This is a genomic window from Streptomyces sp. RPT161, assembly GCF_027533845.1.
Lineage (GTDB): Bacteria > Actinomycetota > Actinomycetes > Streptomycetales > Streptomycetaceae > Streptantibioticus_A > Streptantibioticus_A silvisoli_A.
The window spans coordinates 80,095-98,594 of record NZ_JAPZVN010000020.1 but is presented as its reverse complement, the minus strand read 5'-3'; the positions used below and the strand labels follow the sequence as shown (position 1 = coordinate 98,594).

General features: G+C 71.9%; 17 protein-coding genes, 1 tRNA gene, 1 pseudogene and 1 riboswitch. Of the genes and pseudogenes, 12 read left to right on the top strand and 7 right to left on the bottom strand.

Annotation, left to right across the window (positions count from 1 at the left end; all coding sequences use genetic code 11):
• Window positions 1-137: 137 nt before the first annotated feature.
• The gene (locus O5O46_RS28580; RefSeq protein ID WP_269858492.1) at window positions 138-2,963 is read right to left on the bottom strand and encodes an ATP-binding protein; all 2,826 of its coding nucleotides are present in this window, start codon (window positions 2,961-2,963) and stop codon (window positions 138-140) included.
• Window positions 2,964-3,098: 135 nt separating this feature from the next.
• On the opposite strand from O5O46_RS28580, the gene O5O46_RS28575 reads away from it, so the two are divergent.
• The 8 genes from O5O46_RS28575 (at window position 3,099) to O5O46_RS28540 (ending at window position 9,690) form a co-directional block, all read left to right on the top strand.
• Window positions 3,099-3,464 (top strand): nuclear transport factor 2 family protein, encoded by a 366-nt coding sequence (locus tag O5O46_RS28575; protein WP_269858491.1) that lies wholly within the window; start codon window positions 3,099-3,101, stop codon window positions 3,462-3,464.
• A 161-nt stretch (window positions 3,465-3,625) separates the two neighbouring features.
• On the top strand, window positions 3,626-4,651 hold the full coding sequence (locus O5O46_RS28570; RefSeq protein WP_269858490.1) for a rod shape-determining protein: 1,026 nt from the start codon (window positions 3,626-3,628) through the stop codon (window positions 4,649-4,651).
• A gap of 126 nt (window positions 4,652-4,777) precedes the next feature.
• Window positions 4,778-6,064: an alpha/beta hydrolase family protein gene (locus tag O5O46_RS28565; RefSeq protein ID WP_269858489.1), complete on the top strand. Its 1,287-nt coding sequence runs from the start codon at window positions 4,778-4,780 to the stop codon at window positions 6,062-6,064.
• A 37-nt stretch (window positions 6,065-6,101) separates the two neighbouring features.
• Window positions 6,102-7,187: an S-(hydroxymethyl)mycothiol dehydrogenase gene (locus O5O46_RS28560; RefSeq protein ID WP_269858488.1), complete on the top strand. Its 1,086-nt coding sequence runs from the start codon at window positions 6,102-6,104 to the stop codon at window positions 7,185-7,187.
• A 235-nt stretch (window positions 7,188-7,422) separates the two neighbouring features.
• A riboswitch (M-box (ykoK) riboswitch) is annotated at window positions 7,423-7,594 on the top strand.
• Between the two features lie 349 nt (window positions 7,595-7,943).
• Entirely contained in the window at window positions 7,944-8,198 is a 255-nt protein-coding gene (locus O5O46_RS28555; RefSeq protein ID WP_269858487.1) for a hypothetical protein, read from the top strand.
• Between the two features lie 61 nt (window positions 8,199-8,259).
• Window positions 8,260-8,727: a hypothetical protein gene (locus tag O5O46_RS28550; protein WP_269858486.1), complete on the top strand. Its 468-nt coding sequence runs from the start codon at window positions 8,260-8,262 to the stop codon at window positions 8,725-8,727.
• Between the two features lie 37 nt (window positions 8,728-8,764).
• Window positions 8,765-9,226 (top strand): winged helix-turn-helix domain-containing protein, encoded by a 462-nt coding sequence (locus O5O46_RS28545; protein WP_443072646.1) that lies wholly within the window; start codon window positions 8,765-8,767, stop codon window positions 9,224-9,226.
• Window positions 9,223-9,690 carry a hypothetical protein gene (locus O5O46_RS28540; protein WP_269858518.1) on the top strand — a complete coding sequence of 156 codons (468 nt, stop codon included), beginning with the start codon at window positions 9,223-9,225 and terminating at the stop codon, window positions 9,688-9,690. The genes O5O46_RS28545 and O5O46_RS28540 overlap by 4 nt, the downstream gene beginning before the upstream one ends.
• A gap of 18 nt (window positions 9,691-9,708) precedes the next feature.
• Here O5O46_RS28540 and O5O46_RS28535 read toward each other — a convergent pair.
• Window positions 9,709-9,837, bottom strand: a pseudogene (locus O5O46_RS28535) (SDR family NAD(P)-dependent oxidoreductase); the annotation flags it as partial.
• A gap of 353 nt (window positions 9,838-10,190) precedes the next feature.
• Window positions 10,191-10,577: an MmcQ/YjbR family DNA-binding protein gene (locus O5O46_RS28530; RefSeq protein ID WP_269858485.1), complete on the bottom strand. Its 387-nt coding sequence runs from the start codon at window positions 10,575-10,577 to the stop codon at window positions 10,191-10,193.
• A 204-nt stretch (window positions 10,578-10,781) separates the two neighbouring features.
• Here O5O46_RS28530 and O5O46_RS28525 point away from each other — a divergent pair, with 204 nt between their 5' ends.
• Complete coding sequence (locus O5O46_RS28525; RefSeq protein ID WP_269858484.1) at window positions 10,782-10,946, top strand: hypothetical protein; 165 nt, start codon at window positions 10,782-10,784, stop codon at window positions 10,944-10,946.
• Window positions 10,947-11,100: 154 nt separating this feature from the next.
• On the opposite strand, the gene O5O46_RS28520 is transcribed toward O5O46_RS28525, so the two are convergent.
• Window positions 11,101-11,174, bottom strand: a tRNA-Thr gene (locus O5O46_RS28520).
• Window positions 11,175-11,379: 205 nt separating this feature from the next.
• Between O5O46_RS28520 and O5O46_RS28515 the strand changes: the two genes are divergently transcribed.
• The 3 genes from O5O46_RS28515 (at window position 11,380) to O5O46_RS28505 (ending at window position 13,976) form a co-directional block, all read left to right on the top strand.
• Window positions 11,380-12,498: an ABC transporter ATP-binding protein gene (locus O5O46_RS28515; protein ID WP_269858483.1), complete on the top strand. Its 1,119-nt coding sequence runs from the start codon at window positions 11,380-11,382 to the stop codon at window positions 12,496-12,498.
• Between the two features lie 209 nt (window positions 12,499-12,707).
• Window positions 12,708-13,142 carry a hypothetical protein gene (locus tag O5O46_RS28510; protein WP_269858482.1) on the top strand — a complete coding sequence of 145 codons (435 nt, stop codon included), beginning with the start codon at window positions 12,708-12,710 and terminating at the stop codon, window positions 13,140-13,142.
• Between the two features lie 90 nt (window positions 13,143-13,232).
• Window positions 13,233-13,976 (top strand): nucleotidyltransferase family protein, encoded by a 744-nt coding sequence (locus O5O46_RS28505; RefSeq protein WP_269858481.1) that lies wholly within the window; start codon window positions 13,233-13,235, stop codon window positions 13,974-13,976.
• Between the two features lie 82 nt (window positions 13,977-14,058).
• Here the strand turns inward: O5O46_RS28505 and O5O46_RS28500 are convergent, their stop codons facing one another.
• The 3 genes from O5O46_RS28500 to cysS form a co-directional block, all read right to left on the bottom strand.
• Entirely contained in the window at window positions 14,059-15,741 is a 1,683-nt protein-coding gene (locus tag O5O46_RS28500) for a DoxX family protein (protein WP_269858480.1), read from the bottom strand.
• Window positions 15,742-15,894: 153 nt separating this feature from the next.
• The gene (rlmB, locus tag O5O46_RS28495; protein ID WP_269858479.1) at window positions 15,895-16,860 is read right to left on the bottom strand and encodes a 23S rRNA (guanosine(2251)-2'-O)-methyltransferase RlmB; all 966 of its coding nucleotides are present in this window, start codon (window positions 16,858-16,860) and stop codon (window positions 15,895-15,897) included.
• 122 nt (window positions 16,861-16,982) lie between these two features.
• Window positions 16,983-18,380, bottom strand: coding sequence for a cysteine--tRNA ligase (gene cysS, locus O5O46_RS28490; RefSeq protein WP_269858478.1), 1,398 nt, complete (start codon window positions 18,378-18,380; stop codon window positions 16,983-16,985).
• Window positions 18,381-18,500: the final 120 nt, after the last annotated feature.

The following is an 18,500-nucleotide window of genomic DNA, read 5'->3' as shown; positions in this document are numbered from 1 at the left end:
GTCCATGGCGAGTCATCTGCCCTCTGTGAGATGCAGAAAACGAGCGGGTGGATCCCGTCCTCCTCCATGAATTACGTCATAGGTTCGTAACAGCCGACAAACAGGGGGGTGATAGCCGGGTGAGAGCACCCGCCCCGTCACCGTCCGTGAAGATCAGTCTCCCAGCCCACGAGTTCGCCGCGCGAGCTGACGCCCAGTTTGGGATACGCCTTGTAGAGGTGATAGCCGACCGTGCGCGGGCTGAGGAACAGCTGTGCCGCGATGTCGCGATTGGACAGCCCCCGTGCCGCCAATCGGACGATCTGTAGCTCCTGTGGGGTAAGCCCGGCCGGCGCCCCCGACCGCCCCGGTGTGCGCGGCGCCGACTCCCCGGTGGCCCCCAGCTCGGTGCGCGCCCGCTCCGCCCAGGGACCGGCCCCGAGCCGCTCGAACGTCTCGACGGCGGCCCGCAGTGGCGCCCTGGCCTCCGCCTTGCGCCGAGCGCGGCGCAACCACTCCCCGTACAACAGGGCGGTACGGGCCTGCTCCAACGGGCGGTCAGGGCCGTCCGTCTCCTGGTACGCGGCGAGCGCCTTGGTGTAGCAGGCCTCCTGGTCGGCGGGGTCGTCGGCGAGCAGCGCCCGGCAGCGCAGCGCCAGCGCCTCGGCCCAGGGCTGCCCGGTGAGCGCGGCCCACCCGGCGAACCGCTCGGCAGGTCCTCGGGCCCGCTCCGCACGGCCGAGCCGCACCGCCGCCTCGACCAGGTCGGGCACCGCCCGCGTGGCCGAGACATGGTGCCGCATCGGCCCTTCGACCAGCGGCGCCAACCGGTCCAGGGCCTCCGCCGCGCGTCCGGCGCCCAGGTCGAGCAGGCCGAACGCCCACCGCGTCCACGGCTCACCCGGCGCCATGGCCGGGGACCCGCCGGTGTCGGTGAGGGCGTCGTCACCCAGGCGGCGGCAGCCCTCCGCGTCGCCCTCGACGGCCGCCAAGTAGGCCAGGAATGCGGTCAGTTGACTGCTCCACTGCCGCTGCCCGGTGTCCCGGGCGATGCGCAGCGCCTCGGTGGCGCTGGCCAGCGCGTCGCGGTGGCGTCCGTGGAACAGTTCGGCCTCGGCCAGGAAGAACAGCACGGTGGGGAGTTGCCCGAAGCCGCCGCTCGCCCGGCAGCCGACGGCCAGCGAGGCGGCGAGGCGGTACGTTTCCGCGTCCCGCCCGTGGATCAGCGACGCCCCGCACACCTGGACCACGTCCCACGGCACCCGAGCGCCGTTCGCCTCGGCGGCGGCCACCGTCTCGGCGAGCGGCGGCAGCGGCACGGCGCGACGGCCGAGCAGCGGCGAGGTGGCGGCGACGAGGTAGTGGACCAGCGGGGTGACCGCGTCGTCCGCCGGATGCGTCAGCCTCCCCAGCCCGTCGACGACCTCGCCCAGTTCGCGTTCGCCGAGGTACCAGGCGACGTGGAAGGCCTGCATCAGCATCCGGGCGGCCTGCCGCGGGTCGCTCCCGGCGGCGCGGTCGGCGCCGTCGACCAGCAGCCGGTAGGCGCCCGGGAAGTCCCCCCGCAGGAAGCGCGCGGTGGCCCTTACATGGGCCAGCACATCGCGCATTCCCGGCTCGCCCGGCATCACCGGGACGTCGTACAGCGGCTCGGTCAGGCGGGCGGCGGCGCGCTCCGCGAGGGACTCGGCGCGCGCCGGGTCGCCCGCCTCGATGGCCGCCTCCGCGGAGAGCGCGAAGCGGCGGGTGGCGGTGTCGCGGTCCGGGCTGAGGCGCGCGGCGCGTTCGATCGCGGCGGCGGCCGCCGCGTGGCCGCCACGGCCGTGGGCCCGCACGGCGGCCTGTTCCAGGGCCGCCGCCACCGTCTCGTCGGGGGCCGGGGCGGCCAGCGCCAGATGCCAGGCGCGGCGGTCGGCGGCCTCGTCGTCCGTCGACCGGGCGAGCGCGTCGGCCAGTGCGCGGTGTGCGGCGAGTCGGCTGGCGAGCGGCGCCCGGCGGTAGACGGCGGCCCGCAGCAGCGGATGGCGGAAGGCGAGCGTCCGCGGTGCCGGGTCCGACTCGACGGTGTGTACCAGGTCCGCCTCCTCGGCGGGGCGCAGATCGGGCAGCCCGGCGCCGAGCCGTTCCGCGGCCCGGCGCAGCACCTCCAGGTCGCCGCCGGGTTCGGCGGCAGCCACCAGCAGCAGGGTCTGGGTGGCCGCGGGCAGTCTGCTGACCTGGCCGTGGAAGGCCACCTGGAGCCGGTCGGTGAGCGGAATCGCGCCCGGCACCTCGGGAACGCCCGCCGGTTCGGCGGCGAGCGCGGCGGGCAGTTCGGTGAGCGCCAGCGGATTGCCCCGCGCCTCGGTGAGCACCCGGTGCCGCACCGGGGCGGCGAGCCGGCCGAAGCGGGCGTCCAGGAGCTCCGTCGCGGCCGGCTCGGCGAGCCCGGTCAACCGCAGCTCGGGCAGTCCGGCGGTGGCCAGCCCACCCTCGCCGTCGCGGGCGGCCAGCAGCAGCGCGACCGGCTCGGCCTGTAGCCGCCGGGCGGCCAGCAGCAGGGCGTCGGCGGAGGCGCGGTCCAGCCACTGCGCGTCGTCCACCACGCACAGCAGGGGCCGTTCCTCGGCCAGTTCGGACAGCAGCGACAGCACGGCGAGCCCGGTCAGCAGCCGGTCCGTGACGGCGGGCGGTGCCAGGCCGAAGGCGCCCTCAAGCGCCTGGCGCTGCGGCTGCGGCAGGGCGGAGAGCCGGTCAAGGCCGGTTCCGAGCAGCAGATGCAGCGCGGCGTACGGCAGCTCGGCCTCGTACTCCACACCGGCGGCGCGGATCACCCGCATGCCCGCGGCGGCGCCGGTGGCGACCGCGTGGTCGAGCAGCGCCGTCTTGCCGATCCCGGGTTCGCCACGCAGCACGAGGACGCCGCTCATGCCGTCCCCGGCCCCTTCGAGGAGACGGTCGAGCACCGCCTGCTCGTGCTCCCTCCCGTACAGCGATCCCGGCATGGACGTAAAGCTTAACGACGTCAACTCCCCTACCGGCTACGGGAATACCTATGGGCGACGGATTCCGCCGACCGTCGTTCCGCGTACGTTTCTGACCAGCGGGAACGCCCCGCGGTCGAGCAGGAGGAGATGACCATGAGCGACATCCAGGACCTCGTCGAGCGCTACATCGCCGTCTGGAACGAGACCGACCCGGTCGCCCGGCGCGGCAGGCTCGAAGCGCTGTGGGCCGAGGACGGCAGCTATGTGGACCCGCTGGCGGTCGCGGAGGGGCGGGAGGCGTTCGACGCCACCATCGCGGCGGTGCAGGCGCAGTTCCCCGGGCTGGTCTTCCGGCTCGCGGGACCGGTCGACGCGCACCACCATCTGGCCCGTTTCACCTGGGAGTTGGGGCCGGTGGACGGTGCTGCGCTGGCCGTCGGCTTCGATGTGGCGGCGGTCGGGGCGGACGGCAGGATCCAGACGGTGCACGGCTTCCTGGACAAGGTCCCGTCCCTCTGAACAACGCCGGCGGCGGGCGGTCGAACCCCTGACGGGCCATCTGGGCGGAACCCTCCGGACGGCTGCGCCAACCGGCGTACAAGGCGGCTTATCTGACGCCGGATGAGCTGATTATCGGGGTACATATCTGGCGTATCAGCCAGCCAGGGGAGGAAGCGCCCATGACCGCCAGCCTCGACCAGTTGCGCCGCTGCACCGTCGCCGTGGACCTCGGCCCGTCCAGGACCAGGGTGTATCTGAAGAACACCGGCATCATCGTGGACGAGCCCAGCATGGCCGCCGTCGACTGCCGTTCCGGTTCGCTCGTCGCCGTGGGAGACGACGCCGCGCACATGGTGGGCCGCACCCCCGAGCACATCCGAGTGGTGCGGCCCGTCGTCGGCGGCACCGTGGTCAACATCGACATGGCGCAGCGCATGCTGCGGGCGCTCATCGGCGACAAGCTGAGCAAGGCCTGGCGGTTCAAGCCGGTGCTGCGCGCCGCGGTGTGCGTACCGCACGGCAGCGAACCGCTCGCCCAGCGCGCCAGCATCGAGACGCTCGCCGGTCTCGGTGCCCGCCGGGTGGAGCTGATCGACGCGCTGGTCGCCGCCGCGGTCGGCTGTGGGCTGCCCGTGGAACTGCCCGAGGCGACGATGATCGTGATGTCCGGGGCGGCGACCACGCAGGTCGCGGTGCTGTCGCTGGGCTCGATCGTGGCGGCCGAGACGATCCCGGTGGGGCGCGACATCATGGACCGCGCCGTCATCCAGCACCTGCGCAACCACCACGCGCTGATGATCCCCGGTCAGGAGGTGCATCCGCTGCACCAGATGCTGGACGCCGACGGCACCGCCATCCGCAGCACCGAGGTACACGGCATGGACGCGGCCAGCGGGCTGGCCCGCTCGGTGCTGGTCGACTCCGAGAGCGTACGGATGGCGGTGCGCACCCCCATGAACGCGGTGCTCGACGGGCTGCGCTCGGTGCTGCGCCGCTGCCCGCCGGACCTCGTCGCCGATCTCGCCGACCGGGGCATCACGCTCGCCGGCAGCAGCGCGCCGATGCCGGGACTTGACACGATGCTGCGTACGACGACCGGGATGCCGGTGCAGATCGCGGAGAACCCGGACGACTGCGCGGTGCGTGGGCTGGGCGCGATGCTGGAGGGCCGGGTGCGGCCGGTGGCGTTCGACCCGATGCGCTGACGGCGCGGCCCCTAGGGGATCCCGGGTGGGAAATCCCGCCCCAGGACCGGTTGGCCGCCCCATGGTCCGGTGCCCGCGGAACAGAGATCCTGACCGGGACTTCGCACCACGACCAGGGGGATCTCCATGCACACGTCCACGACCCGCCGCGGTTCAGGCGTCCGGCGATGCGCCGGACTACTGCTCGGCGCCGCGCTCGCGGCCACCGCACTCGCGGCATCCCAGGCGACCGCCGCGTCGAACGGCCCGACGCTGCCCGCACCCACCGGCTCCCACCAGGTCGGCACGGTCTCCCTGCACCTGGTCGACCCGGCCCGGCGCGACCCGTGGGTCGCCGCCCGGCAGCACCGCGAGCTGATGGTGAGCGTCCGCTACCCGGCGCGCGACGCCGACCGGTATCCGCTGGCGCCGCAGATGCTGCCCGGGGAAGCGGCCGGGTTCGACGCGCTGAACAACTTCACCGGCGTCCCCAAGGGCAGGGTCGACTGGTCGGCCACCCGCTCCCACGCTCACGAAGGAGCGCCGGTGGACCGGCGGGGCGGCCCGCTGCCGGTGGTCCTCTACGAACCCGGGACGCTGGACCCGCGCTCGCTGGGCACCACCCTTGCCGATGACCTCGCTTCGCACGGCTTCGTCGTGGTCACCGTCGACCACACCTATGACGCCTCCGCCGTGCAGTTCCCCGGCGGCCGGGTCGAACGCTCGGTACTGCCAAAGGAGTGCGCCGCCACCAAGGGCGAACCAGCCGCGATCACCGCACTGTTGAAGAAGGTGATGGCGGTGAACGTCGCCGACACCCGCTTCGTACTGGACCAGGTGGACGCCCTGGCCGCCGGGCACGATCCGGACGCGGAGCACCGCCCGCTGCCGCAGGGCCTGGTGGGCGCCCTCGATCCGCACCGCGTCGGCATGTTCGGCCAGTCCTCCGGGGGCATGGCGGCGCTGGAGACGATGCACGAGGACCCGCGCATCACGGCGGGCGCGGACCTGGACGGCGTGCTCGCCTACGAACAGGGTGACCACACCCCGGGCAACCCCTTCCCGGTGGCCACGGCCGGGCTGAAGCGCCCCTTCCTGCTGATGGGCATGGACGGCGACAACCACCACACCGTGCCGTCCTGGGGTCAGTTGTGGAACAACAGTCGCGGCTGGCACCGGGATCTGACACTGCGCGGCGGCCAACACGCCTCGTTCACCGACGCCGAGTCGCTGCTTCCGCAGGTCGCCCGCCAGTTGGGGCTGCCCGCCAGTACGGTGCGGGAGAACGTGGGCTCCATCGACCCCGGCCAGGCCGTGGCCGCCGAAAGTGCCTACCTCACCGCCTTCTTCGACCAGTGGCTGCGCGGCGGCAGCGGCGATGGCCTGTTCGACGGCCCGTCCCCGCGCTTCCCCGTGATCGATTACGTACGCTGACGGCAAGACAGGAAACGGGCAGCGTAAGGGGAGCCGCATGGCACAGCGGGTACGTGGTGTGATCGCCCCGGGCAAGGGCGAACCGGTGCGGATCGAGACGGTCATCGTGCCGGATCCGGGCCCCGGCGAGGCGGTGGTACAGGTCCAGGCCTGCGGGGTCTGCCACACGGACCTGCACTACCGCGAGGGCGGTATCAACGACGAGTTCCCCTTCCTGCTCGGGCACGAGGCCGCGGGCGTGGTGGAGTCGGTGGGCGAGGGCGTCACCGACGTCGCGCCCGGCGACTTCGTGATCCTCAACTGGCGTGCGGTGTGCGGCCAGTGCCGCGCTTGTCGGCGCGGTCGGCCCTGGTACTGCTTCAACACCCACAACGCCCGGCAGAAGATGACCCTGGAGGACGGCACCGAGCTGTCCCCGGCGCTGGGCATCGGGGCGTTCGCCGACAAGACGCTGGTGGCGGCCGGGCAGTGCACAAAGGTCGATCCGGCCGCCTCCCCGGCCGCCGCCGGGCTGCTGGGCTGCGGGGTGATGGCCGGCCTTGGCGCGGCCATCAACACCGGCGGGGTCACCCGGGGCGACTCGGTGGCCGTCATCGGCTGCGGAGGCGTGGGCAACGCGGCCGTCATGGGCGCCCGGCTGGCTGGTGCGGCCAAGGTGATCGCCGTCGACATCGACGACACCAAGCTCACCGTCGCCCAACAACTGGGCGCCACGCACACCGTCAACTCGCGTTCCCAGGACCCTGTCGACGCCATCCGCGAGCTGACCGACGGCAACGGCGCCGACGTGGTGATCGAGGCGGTCGGCCGCCCGGAGACGTACAAACAGGCCTTCTACGCACGGGACTTGGCCGGCACGGTCGTCCTGGTCGGTGTACCAACTCCCGAGATGAAGCTGGAACTACCGCTGCTGGACGTGTTCGGGCGCGGTGGCGCGCTCAAGTCCTCCTGGTACGGCGACTGCCTGCCGTCCCGCGACTTCCCCATGCTGATCGACCTCTACCTCCAGGGACGACTGGATCTGGACGCGTTCGTCTCCGAGACGATCGCGCTGGACGGTGTCGAGGCGGCGTTCGACAAGATGACGAAGGGCGAGGTGCTGCGCTCGGTCGTACTGCTGTAGCCCCACCCATACCCGGGCTGCCGCTCGCCTTCAGCGCACTCGCGCCGCACACCGTGCGCTGGCGGCACGTGAGCCAGGGCGTCCCGCCCGGACAGCCCGGCGGCCTCGCCGCGTTCCCTGGGGAGCGCGGCGAGCACGCTGGACCGCCCCTGATCACCCGCGCGCCTTGACGCGCTCCTGACGCTACTTGCGTCAATACGCAAGTAGCTGCGTATACTGCCGATGGTTCCAACAGGAGGCACCTCGTTCGGTGAGGCGTCTTCACGGACACAGGCCACTGATCCCACCCGTCGAGAGACGCTCCGGATCAGGACAGGTCTCCCCGAGTTAAGGGGTGATCCCAAGTGGCTGCCCCCACGGGGGACTACGCCGTGAAGTGCCAAAGCTCTGACGAGTTGGGGTGAGCCGGTCGGTCATGCGGGCCGGTCCGCTCCTGCCGAGTCGATGATGACGCGCACCATGCGCGGCCCCGGCCGGAAGGAGGCGAAAGACATGGATCGCAGTAGCAGTACGTCGAGCAGCCCGAGTACTCCGGGCCATAGTCAGCCGCACACCCGGCCCGCTCCGCGCGCGTACTCGCCGTGTCCGGCGCCGCGTTCCGCGCGCTCTGCCGCCGACCGCTAGCGCCCCCTTTCCGTCGACCACCGCACCGACCCGCTCACGGCTCGCTGCGCACCACAGCACGTTGACCGATCTCCCCGCGTGCCGCGGGGGCACCGTCATGCCCTCGTGTCCCCCTCCCCGGAGGTGACCTCCATGACCGTACTGACCCTTCGCCGTACCCGCACCGTCCGCCTCGCGCTGTCCGACGGCGTGGAGCGCGACTACCTGCTTGACACTCCGACCTCGACCGCCAGCGCACTCGGCTGCCCCGTCTACGACCGGCTGGTGCACGCCGCGTACGTCCTGGCCCGCCAGGGCTACGACGCCCACTGGCTGACCCGGTTCGCCCAACTGCCGCCGACCGCCGCCCATCGCATCACCGAAGCGGCGGCGCACGCTTCCCACTGAACCCGCTCATCCCCCTTGCCTTCCTTCGATCTCCCCGAACTCCTCGGGAGGTGTCATCAGCATGACCGCGACCATCACCACCGTCCGCTTCCTACGCCCCTCGTCGACCACGCGCCTGCGGCGCTTCCTCGCCGACGCGCTCAACCGGATCGCCGACGCCCCACTGCACAGCCCGGTCGTCACCGCGCTCCGGCCGACCGCACGCGCCGCCACCCTGCCGCACGGCGCCTGCCAACGCTCGTCGGTGACCCTGCACTTGGCGTGCGACGTACGCCAGGAGGGACGGATCCGCGCGCTGTTGAGCGATGCCCTCGCCACCTCGGGCCTGCGGTACGAGGGGCTTCGAGCCCAACTCGCCGACAACACCGTCAAGTTCCAGGCCACGGTCACCGTGCACGGCGCACCCGCCCCGGCCGTGGAGCCCCTGGTCTCCCGGCTGTTCCTCCAGCCTGGCGTACACGACGTGCGCTGGACCGCGACGGACGTGCGGCCCCCGTCCCCGCCCGGGCCCCGCGCCGTAGCCGCCTGAACCGTCCCAACAGCCCCCAGGGCCTCAAGGAGCACCGATGCCCGTCCGCTACCCCCGAGCCCACCGCCGTCGCGCCGTCTTCATACCGCCCTTCCGGGACATCCCGGCGACCGACGCGCCCCGGGCCGCCGCCCCCTCGGCCGCCGCCATGGTGCGGACCATCCCTGTCCCGGAGGTGTCCTCAGCCCCAGGCCTGACCGTTGACACCGAACGCCGAGTGGCCTCGATCGACGGCCGGGTGCTCAAGCTGACGTATCTGGAATTCGAACTCCTCGCGCATCTGGTCGTCCACCCCCGACGGGTGCACAGCCGCGCCCAGTTGATCGCCGCCGTGTGGAACCAGCCCGCGGTCGGCGACACCCGTACCGTCGATGTGCATATCGCTCGCCTCCGCAGCAAACTCGGAGCGGGTCACCGCCAGTTGATCGCGACGGTCCGCCAGGTCGGTTACAGCTACAGCCCCCTCTCCGCTTCCCCCGGCGACGACGAACGGCCATGACCGCGCATGAAGGCCGTGCCTTGCCGGGCATCACCAAGGTGACGGGGTTTCGGGCCGGGATGGTGGTGGCCGGGATGACGCTCACGACACTGGTCCTCCTGCCGAGCCCGGAGGGACTTTCGACCGGCGCGGTGTTCGCCGTCGTCGCGGTGGCGGGCGCCGCCATGGTCTCGGTCGCCCTGTTCGGCGTCGCACGGCGGCGTCGGCGCGGCACGGTCCGGGTGTTCGATCCGGTGCTGCTCGTGACGGAGGAACCGTGGTTCCCGGCCACGACACTGACCGGCTTTCCCGCGGACGCCCTGGACGCCACGCTCTCCGGTCCCGACGCACCGAGCCTCAACCGCCTCCACGTCGCCTGGGTGTTCGCCACCCAGGGCTACGACGCACCGTGGATCGCCCGCCACTTCGATCTCCGGTTGTCGGTGGCACGGATGCTGGAGGACGCGGCGCGCGAGTACCGGTGAGGGGCACGCCCCTGGCACTGCCTGTTCGTCGCGGCCGTAATGCACCGCGACCCGCGTCCCGTCCCGCGCGAGCCGCTCCGCGATGGGCCGCCCGATGCCCTTGCTGCCGCCGGTGATCAGCGCCGTCCTGCCTGCGAGCGCGCTCATGGCGGCACCCCCCTTCGCTTTTCTAGTGGTCGCTACAGAAGTAGCGTAGGGCACTTCCCGAGCGAACGCTACGGAATTTGGTTTTGGAATCAGGTTTCCACGTGACCGACGCGAAGGCGGGTTGGCGGCGCGGGAGCGGCGGGAGTGGTCGGGGAAGGGTGCCGGGATGCGAGGGACGGGCGGGGACGGCGCGGCGGGCCGGGAGGGGCCAGCAGCCGCGGCGGCGAGGGGTCGCGGCGACGGCAGCCGGGTCAGCGGCGGGAACAGCGGCAGGCGGGGCGGTGGCAACGGCGGCCGGAGCGGTGGCAGCGGCGACCCGGGCGGATGAGGGCCGGACGGACCCGCCGAGGGCCCTACTGCGGGCGCGATGCGTCCAAGTGGGCGGCGAGCCGCTTCGGGGCGACCGCCCGGTAGCTGTCCTCGATCCAGTCGCAGAGCACCTCCAGCGGCGGGATGCCGTCGCTGAAGGGCACTGTCACCCAACCGGACTTGCCGAGTCCGTATCCCGCGGGCTCAGCGCCAGGAACGGCCAGGGCATCGGCGTGCACATCCTCATCCGTGAGCTTGAGCGTGAAGCGGAGCGGCCCCTCACCCTCGTCAGGACCGAGGAAGACGAAGATCTTCTTGTTCACCTTGGCGACCGAGCCATCCCACGGGAACTCCTCCCGCGCCTCCGGCAACGACAGCGCGTACTCGCGCACCGCCTCCCGGACCCTGCCCGCGTCGAACGCCGCGCCCATCCCGACCTCCCGCCGCCCGATCCATTCCCGGCCGATGCTAAGGCCTCCCCCCGGCGGCGCGCCCCCTTCCTAGCCGCAGGCCTGCAAGTCTCCGCCTGGACCGGTCCGCACGGTCTCCGTGACCGAGGTATCCCTCGCGCCGAAGAAGTCCGCCGCCCACGCGCCGCCTATGACAAGGCACTTGAGCAGGTGGGCCTGCTCCTCATGCCCACCACCCCGCGGAAGGCGGAGCCACTCCCACCCGCCGACGCGTCGGTCGCCCAGTGGCGCACCCGAGCAACGGAAATGTTCGCCGACACCTCGCCCTTCAACGCCACCCACCATCCGTCCCTGGCCCTCCCCTGCGGCACCTCGACGCCCTCCCCGTAGGCCTCACCCTGGTAACCCGCCCCTTCACCGAACCCACCCTCTACCGCGCCGCGCACGCGGATGAGCGGCGGGACGGGAGGTGCCCCAGGGGAGCCGCGACAAACACAAGGCCCGCGACCTACAAGGTCACGGGCCAAGGCGTCATTCCGCCAAGAGCCCCCTGTCGGGTTCGAACCGACGACCCCCGCTTTACAAGAGCGGTGCTCTGGCCAGCTGAGCTAAGGAGGCTTGGCCCTGCCGGATGGACGGCTGGGGCCACGAGAAGGGTACCAAGGGGCGGGCGGGTGGCCACACAGATCGGGCAGGAAAACGCGGGTTCCGGGCGCTGACAAGTGGGCGGGCGGGGGGTAGCGTCACGGGCAGTCCACGCTTCGTGGACTAGACCTTTACTCGGATCGTCCGGCACGTTCCTGCCGGTGAAGGGATCTGCACCATGGCCACTGTCACGTTCGAAAAGGCGACCCGTATCTATCCCGGCGCGGAGCGGGCGGCCGTCGACAAGCTGGACATCGAGATCGCGGACGGCGAGTTCCTGGTACTCGTCGGGCCGTCCGGATGCGGCAAGTCGACGTCGCTGCGGATGCTCGCGGGGCTTGAGGACGTCGACGACGGCGCGATCCGGATCGGGGACCGCGACGTCACGCATCTGCCGCCGAAGGACCGGGACATCGCCATGGTGTTCCAGAACTACGCGCTCTACCCGCACATGACCGTCGCCGACAACATGGGGTTCGCGCTCAAGATCGCCGGAGTGAACAAGGCGGAGATCAGGACCCGCGTCGAGGAGGCGGCGAAGATCCTCGACCTCACCGAGTTCCTGGGACGCAAGCCGAAGGCGCTCTCCGGCGGCCAGCGGCAGCGGGTCGCGATGGGGCGGGCGATCGTGCGGGAGCCGCAGGTGTTCCTGATGGACGAACCCCTGTCGAACCTCGACGCCAAGCTTCGGGTGCAGACCCGCACTCAGATCGCCGGGCTGCAGCGGCGGCTGGGGACCACCACGGTCTACGTCACGCACGACCAGGTCGAGGCCATGACGATGGGCGACCGGGTCGCCGTGCTCAAGGACGGGCTGCTGCAGCAGATCGACTCGCCGCGCAACATGTACGACCGTCCGGCGAACCTGTTCGTCGCGGGGTTCATCGGCTCCCCCGCCATGAACCTGGTCGAGGTGGCGATCACCGACGGCGGAGTGAAGTTCGGCAACAGCATCGTGCCGGTCAACCGCGAGGCCATCGCGGCGGCCGCCGAGAAGGGCGACCGCACGGTGACGGTCGGGGTACGGCCCGAGCACTTCGACATCGTCAGCGGCGAGGCGCAGTCCCTCGCCAAGGACGAACCGGCGGGCGTCGCCGTCACGGTGAACGTGGTCGAGGAACTCGGTGCCGACGGATACGTCTACGGAACCGCCGAGATCGGCGGGGAGCACAAGGACATCGTGGTCCGGGTCGGCGGCCGCCAGGTGCCGATGAAGGGCGACGTACTGCACGTCGTACCGCGCGCGGGCGAGACGCACGTGTTCTCGACGTCGTCCGGCGAGCGGCTGAGCGACTGAGCCGGGCGTGGGCCCGTAGGGTCGATCCGCCGTACGGGCCCACATCGGCGAGTGCCGGGGCGATCACCGGCTCTGTCGACAAATAGCCAGACGTGGCGGGGCTTTCCGAGGGGCACGCGTCAATCAACAACCCCCGATCCAGGGACTTGCATCACTCGTAAGGGTGACTAAATGTCGCCAAATCATCACCCCTCGCTACCATCACCGTCGTGAACCAGGCAGCTCGCCGTATCGGCAAGACTCTCGCACTCGTGCTCCCGGTCGTCCTCGTACTGTCCGGGACCCTCGCCGTCACCCGCGTTCCCTGGGCCGCCTCGCCCTCCGACGCGCAAGTGCTCACGGCCTCCTCCCACCGCGGCACCACGGAGTCCGGCACGGCCGCGCAGGATGTGCTGCGCCGTCGCCTCCTCGCCGAGCTCCAGGAGCGGAACCCCGGCGTCGCGCTGACCGACCTCCAGACGGAGATGGCCAGGAAGCCGTCGCTCGCCCGCTACTGCGCCGACCTCGCACGCGCCCTCGGCCAGGCCGCCGTCGCCAAGTACACCCGCCTGTACGGCGCTTCGTCGGCCGGTCGGCGGGCCCAGGCGTGGTCCCGGCCGGTGTGCGACACCTCCTTCGCCTCCGGCGTCGCCTCGATCCGCTGACCAACCCCGGGGTGACCAGGCGGCCTTGTCGTCAACCGGTGTTAACGCGAAGCCTGCCCAGCGTTATACCGAGCCCGTATCGTGCGCAGCATGACGACAGGTGCCATCTCCAACGCCCCGGTCACCCAGGCGGTCATCCTGGCCGGTGGCCAGGGTTCGCGACTGCGGCCGTACACCGACGACCGGCCCAAGCCGATGGTCGAGATTCCCGGGACCGGGACCCCGATCATCGGCCATCAGCTCGACTGGCTCGCCGCCGAGGGCGTCACCGACGTCGTCGTCTCCTGCGGGCACCTCGCCGAAGTGCTGCAGAAGTGGCTGGACTCGGCCGACCTGCCGCTGAAGGTGACCACGGTGGTGGAGCGGGAACCGCTGGGCCGCGGCGGTGGGTTGAAGTACGCGGCCGCCGCCCTGCCGCGCCCCGAGGAGCCGTGGTACGCCACCAACGGCGACATCTGGACGCGCTTCTCACTGCGCGCCATGGCCGACTTCCACGCCGAGCGGGCGGCCACCGCGACGCTCGCACTGGCCCGGCCGAACATCCCCTGGGGCGCCGTCGAGACCGACGAGTTCGGACACGTCCTGGACTTCATCGAGGCTCCGCCGTCCCCGTATCTGATCAACGCGGGGCTGTACGTGTTCGCTCCCGAGTTCGCGGAACTGCTGCCGGAGCGCGGCGACCACGAGCGGACCACCTTCCCGCAGCTCGCCCGCGAGCGGCGGCTCGCCGGCTTCCCGCTGCCGCAGGGCGCCTACTGGCGGGCCATCGACACCGCGAAGGACCTCACCGAGGCGGCGAAGGAACTCACCCAGTCGGGCACCACGTCGGCCTGACGCATTAAGTACCGAGGACGCGTCAAACCGCCAACACGTAGGCCGCGCAACCCGACTGGGTTGCGCGGCCTCGTGTTGACGCTCAGGCGATGCCGTTGTTCGACTGTGCCCTGCGCTCGCCCGGCATGCCCAGCAGCCAACCGGTCGGCGGCTTGCTGCCCAGCAGGCCGCCCAACGAGCCGCCGGTCGACGAACCGCCGCTGGACGGAGGCGGGTTGGCGGGCTCGGAGCGCGGCGCCGGAGCGGAGTCGTGCGGAGCCTGCACCGTCTGGTCCTGGGTGGGCACCCGGTGACGGCCAGCCGTACCACCCAGGTGCGACGTACCGGCCGTGGTCCCGGCCCCCGATGTCGCGGACGCCCCCGGGGTGCCCGCGGTGGCCGCGGACGAACTCGCGCCCGCGGAAGGTGACTTGGAGCGCCCTGCGCCGGGCAGCAGCGAGTGACGCGGCGACGGAACGCCGGTGTCCGGCGCCTGCGGCAGCGGCGAGCCGGGCAGGTCGTTGGTGGGCAGGTCGCTCGGGACCGTCGGGGGCACGAGGTGGGTGTGCGAGGCACGCACCGCGCTGCCCAGCACCGCGCCCAGCACCAGCGTGCCGCCCGCGGCGAAGGTCGCCAGCACGATGCCGCGCCGCAGCACGTACCGCCGCAGGTCCCACAGCGGGGCACGCGGACCGAGGCGCCGCCAGGCCTCGCCCGCCAGCTTGGCGTCCACCGAGTAGACGGGGGCGCCCGCGATGACCAGCGGGCTCCAGGCGGCCAGATAGATGATGTCCGGCGCGTCGTAGACCGGAACGGTCCGCCAGCTGACGGTCACCAGCAGCGCCACCGACAGCAGCGCGCCGAAGCTCGCCGCCACCCGCTGCCACAGCCCCATGATCGTCAGCACGCCGACGGTCACCTGGAGGAACGCCACCGTCAGCCCGGCGCCCACCGGGTGGGCGAGCGCCGTGGCGCGCAGCGGCTCGGCGACCGACCACGGGTGCAGCGCGTGCAGCCAGTGGACCATCGAGCCGCGCGCGCCACCGTCGAAGTACACCGGGTCGCAGAGCTTGCCGAGGCCGGCGTAGATGGAGATGAAGCCGAGGAAGATCCGCAGCGGGAGCAGGACCACGCCGAGGTTCATTCGGCGCCCTGGATACCAGGCGTGCCGAACCGGTTCCCCGCGCCTGCGGTCCCGGCGGTCGGCGCGGCCGAGGTACTCGTCCTGCTCGTCGTCGTACACCTCGTCGTACGAGGCGCCGTGCGGCGGCGTGCCGTACTCGTCGTGGCCGTCGCGCGGCGGCCGTACGCCGCCGGGAGCCTCACCCGGAGCGGGGCCGCCCACGACCGGTGACCGGGGCGCCACGACCGCGGGCCGCACCGGCGGCATGCCGTCGTCCAGGTCCTCGTCGTGCAGCCGCTCACCGACCCTGGGCAGCAACTGGGTGCCGCCCGCGCCGCGGACCGCCTGGAGGAGCTGGGTGGCCGCCGGATCGCCGTCGGTGTGCCCGGACCACACCACGGGCGCGGCACGGCGCCTGCGCGGCATGCGGGCTTCCGCCGCGGAGCGCACTGATGTCGGGATGACCGGGATCGGGGTGGTGTCGTCGGCGGGGTCGTACTTCGGCTCGGGCGCGCTCGCGCCGAGTTTCACCCGGAAACTGGCGTGGTTGACGATGACCTGGGCCGGATCGCTCGGGACCCGCACCGTGTTGAGCACGTCCTCTTCGAACCCGGGTGACCGTCCCCCCGTGGATGAGCGGGGTGTTCTGGTATCCACACTCATCTAACCGAGTGACGCCCGGTTAGGACACTGCCTGACGGCCGGTGCGGTGTCCGAGGCCCGTCAAAGTTCCAGTCAAAACGCGGATCTTGGCCGACCGGTCCGGCGGCCGTCGCATTAACCGACCGCGCCGCCGCCGGACCCGCGGGGCAAGAGCTACGCCTGTGCCCGGCGGCGAGCCGCCTCGTACAGCACGACGCCCGCCGCTACACCGGCGTTCAGCGATTCGGCCGCGCCGCCCGGCATCGGGATCCGCACCCGCAGGTCACAGGTCTCGCCGACCAGTCGGGACAGGCCCTTGCCCTCGCTGCCGACCACGATCACCACCGGGCCGTCCAGCGCCTCCAGCTCGGTCAGCTCGACGTCGCCGTCGGCGGCCAGGCCGACCACGATCATGCCCGCCTTCTGGTAGGCCTCAAGGGTGCGGGTCAGATTGGTGGCGCGGGCCACCGGGACGCGCGCCGCGGTGCCCGCCGAGGTCTTCCACGCTCCCGCGGTCATGCCCGCCGCGCGCCGCTCCGGCACCACCACGCCGTGCCCGCCGAAGGCGGCGACGGAGCGCACCACGGCGCCGAGGTTGCGCGGGTCGGTCACACCGTCGAGCGCGACGATCATCGCGTCCTCGCCTTGGTCGGCGGCGGCGGCCGTCAGGTCGTCGGGGTGGGCGTAGTCGTACGGCGGGATCTGCATCGCCAGACCCTGGTGGTTGATGCCGTTGGTCATCCGGTCCAGCTCCGGGCGCGGCGCCTCCATCAACGGGATGCCGCGCTCGGTGGCGAGCTTGAGCGCCTCGCGAACGCGTTCGTCGTTGTCGATGTACTGCTGGACGTAGAGCGCCGTCGCCGGGATGTCGGCGCGCAGCGCCTCGACCACCGGGTTGCGGCCGACGACCAGCTCGGACGCGGACTTGCCGCCCTTGCCGCCCGCCGCGCGCCGCTGGGCGGTGACGGCCCGCTTGGCCTTGGCCTGCGCGGCGCGCTGCTTGACGTGGCCCTTGCGCATCTCGGCGGGCGGGGTCGGGCCCTTGCCCTCCAGGCCGCGGCGCCGCTGACCGCCGCTGCCGACCTGGGCGCCCTTCTTGGACGCGGTGCGGCGGTTACGTCGCTGGCTGTTCCCGGCCATGGGGCACCTTCACTTCTTCTTCGAGCCAAAACTTGTGGGCGGGGTGGATCCCGGGGGCACTGCGGCCCCCGGGCCCCGCTGCGGAACCGTTGGCTCCGCGGGGCGGTGGGTGCGGTGATCGCTCACCGCGAGCCGATCGACCACCGGGGGCCGGACGGTGTGTCCTCGATCTCCAGACCCGACTGCTGGAGCTGGTCCCGGATGGCGTCGGCGGTGGCGTAGTCCTTGCGGGCGCGGGCGCTCTCGCGCTGCTCCAGCACGAGACGCACCAGCGAGTCGACGACCCCGTGCAGGTCGTCACCACGGTCGGTACCGGCCCACTGCGCGTCCAGGGGGTCCAGACCCAGCACTCCGAGCATCGCACGGACCTCGGCGAGCCGCGCCACCGCGGACTCCTTGTCGTCGGCCGTGAGCGCGGAGTTCCCCTGGCGGACGGTGGTGTGCACGATCGCGAGCGCCTGCGGAACCCCGAGGTCGTCGTCCATCGCCTCGGCGAAGGCGGGCGGCACCTCGGCGGCGGGAGGGATGACCTCCCCCGCCTTCTCGGTGACCCGCTGGACGAAGCCCTCGATCCGCGCGAACGCCGCCTCCGCCTCGCGCAGCGCGTCCTCGCTGTACTCGATCGTGGAGCGGTAGTGCGCGGACCCCAGGTAGTAGCGCAGCACGATGGGCCGCCACCGGGTGACCATCTCGGAGACCAGCACCGAGTTGCCCAGCGACTTGCTCATCTTCTCGCCGCTCATGGTGACCCAGGCGTTGTGCACCCAGTACCGCGCGAACTCGTCTCCACAGGCCACCGCCTGTGCGATCTCGTTCTCGTGGTGCGGGAAGATCAGGTCGATCCCGCCGCCGTGGATGTCGAACGCCGAGCCCAGGTACTTGTGGGCCATCGCCGAGCACTCCAGGTGCCAGCCGGGCCGTCCGGGGCCCCACGGTGTCTGCCAGCTCGGCTCGCCCGGGCGGGCCGCCTTCCACATGGCGAAGTCCCGCGGGTCGCGCTTGCCGGTCTCGCCCTCGCCCTCCGGCTGGCGCAGGTTGTCCAGCTCCTGGTTGGACAGGGACAGGTAGCCGGGGAAGGAGCGCACGTCGAAGTACACGTTGCCGTCGGCGGCGTAGGCATGTCCCCGCTCGATCAGCTCGCGCATCATCTCGATCATCTCGGGAACATGGCCGGTCGCCCGCGGCTCGTACGTCGGCGGCAGGCAGCCCAGCACGTCGTAACCCGCGGTGAAGGCGCGCTCGTTCTCGTAGCCGATCGCCCACCACGGGCGGCCCTGCTCGGCCGACTTGGCCAGGATCTTGTCGTCGATGTCGGTGACGTTGCGGACGAACGTCACGTCATAGCCGCGGTAGGCGAACCAGCGCCGCATGATGTCGAAGTTGAGCCCCGACCTGATGTGCCCGATGTGCGGGGCGGCCTGCACGGTGGCACCACACAGGTAGATCGAGACGCAGCCCGGCACGAGCGGGGTGAAGTCACGGACCTGGCGGGCGCTGGTGTCGTACAGGCGAATAGTCACGGCAACAAGGGTAGTGGGCGTGACGGGGTGCCCTGCGTCCAATAGGACCGCGGGGACACAAGAATGTGACGGCGGGCGCGTCAGCGCTCTCGTTCGAGGGTAGTGGCGAGCGATCCCGAC

Coding starts and splice junctions, on each gene's coding strand:
- O5O46_RS28505 (WP_269858481.1), top strand. CDS start 13,233: ATGACGACAGGTGCCATCTCCAACGCCCCGGTCACCCAGGCGGTCATC.
- O5O46_RS28575 (WP_269858491.1), top strand. CDS start 3,099: ATGAGCGACATCCAGGACCTCGTCGAGCGCTACATCGCCGTCTGGAAC.
- rlmB (WP_269858479.1), bottom strand. CDS start 16,860: ATGGCCGGGAACAGCCAGCGACGTAACCGCCGCACCGCGTCCAAGAAG.
- O5O46_RS28570 (WP_269858490.1), top strand. CDS start 3,626: ATGACCGCCAGCCTCGACCAGTTGCGCCGCTGCACCGTCGCCGTGGAC.
- O5O46_RS28550 (WP_269858486.1), top strand. CDS start 8,260: ATGACCGCGACCATCACCACCGTCCGCTTCCTACGCCCCTCGTCGACC.
- O5O46_RS28555 (WP_269858487.1), top strand. CDS start 7,944: ATGACCGTACTGACCCTTCGCCGTACCCGCACCGTCCGCCTCGCGCTG.
- O5O46_RS28525 (WP_269858484.1), top strand. CDS start 10,782: ATGCCCACCACCCCGCGGAAGGCGGAGCCACTCCCACCCGCCGACGCG.
- O5O46_RS28540 (WP_269858518.1), top strand. CDS start 9,223: ATGACCGCGCATGAAGGCCGTGCCTTGCCGGGCATCACCAAGGTGACG.
- O5O46_RS28500 (WP_269858480.1), bottom strand. CDS start 15,741: ATGAGTGTGGATACCAGAACACCCCGCTCATCCACGGGGGGACGGTCA.
- O5O46_RS28560 (WP_269858488.1), top strand. CDS start 6,102: ATGGCACAGCGGGTACGTGGTGTGATCGCCCCGGGCAAGGGCGAACCG.
- O5O46_RS28545 (WP_443072646.1), top strand. CDS start 8,765: ATGCCCGTCCGCTACCCCCGAGCCCACCGCCGTCGCGCCGTCTTCATA.
- O5O46_RS28515 (WP_269858483.1), top strand. CDS start 11,380: ATGGCCACTGTCACGTTCGAAAAGGCGACCCGTATCTATCCCGGCGCG.
- O5O46_RS28580 (WP_269858492.1), bottom strand. CDS start 2,963: ATGCCGGGATCGCTGTACGGGAGGGAGCACGAGCAGGCGGTGCTCGAC.
- O5O46_RS28565 (WP_269858489.1), top strand. CDS start 4,778: ATGCACACGTCCACGACCCGCCGCGGTTCAGGCGTCCGGCGATGCGCC.
- O5O46_RS28530 (WP_269858485.1), bottom strand. CDS start 10,577: ATGGGCGCGGCGTTCGACGCGGGCAGGGTCCGGGAGGCGGTGCGCGAG.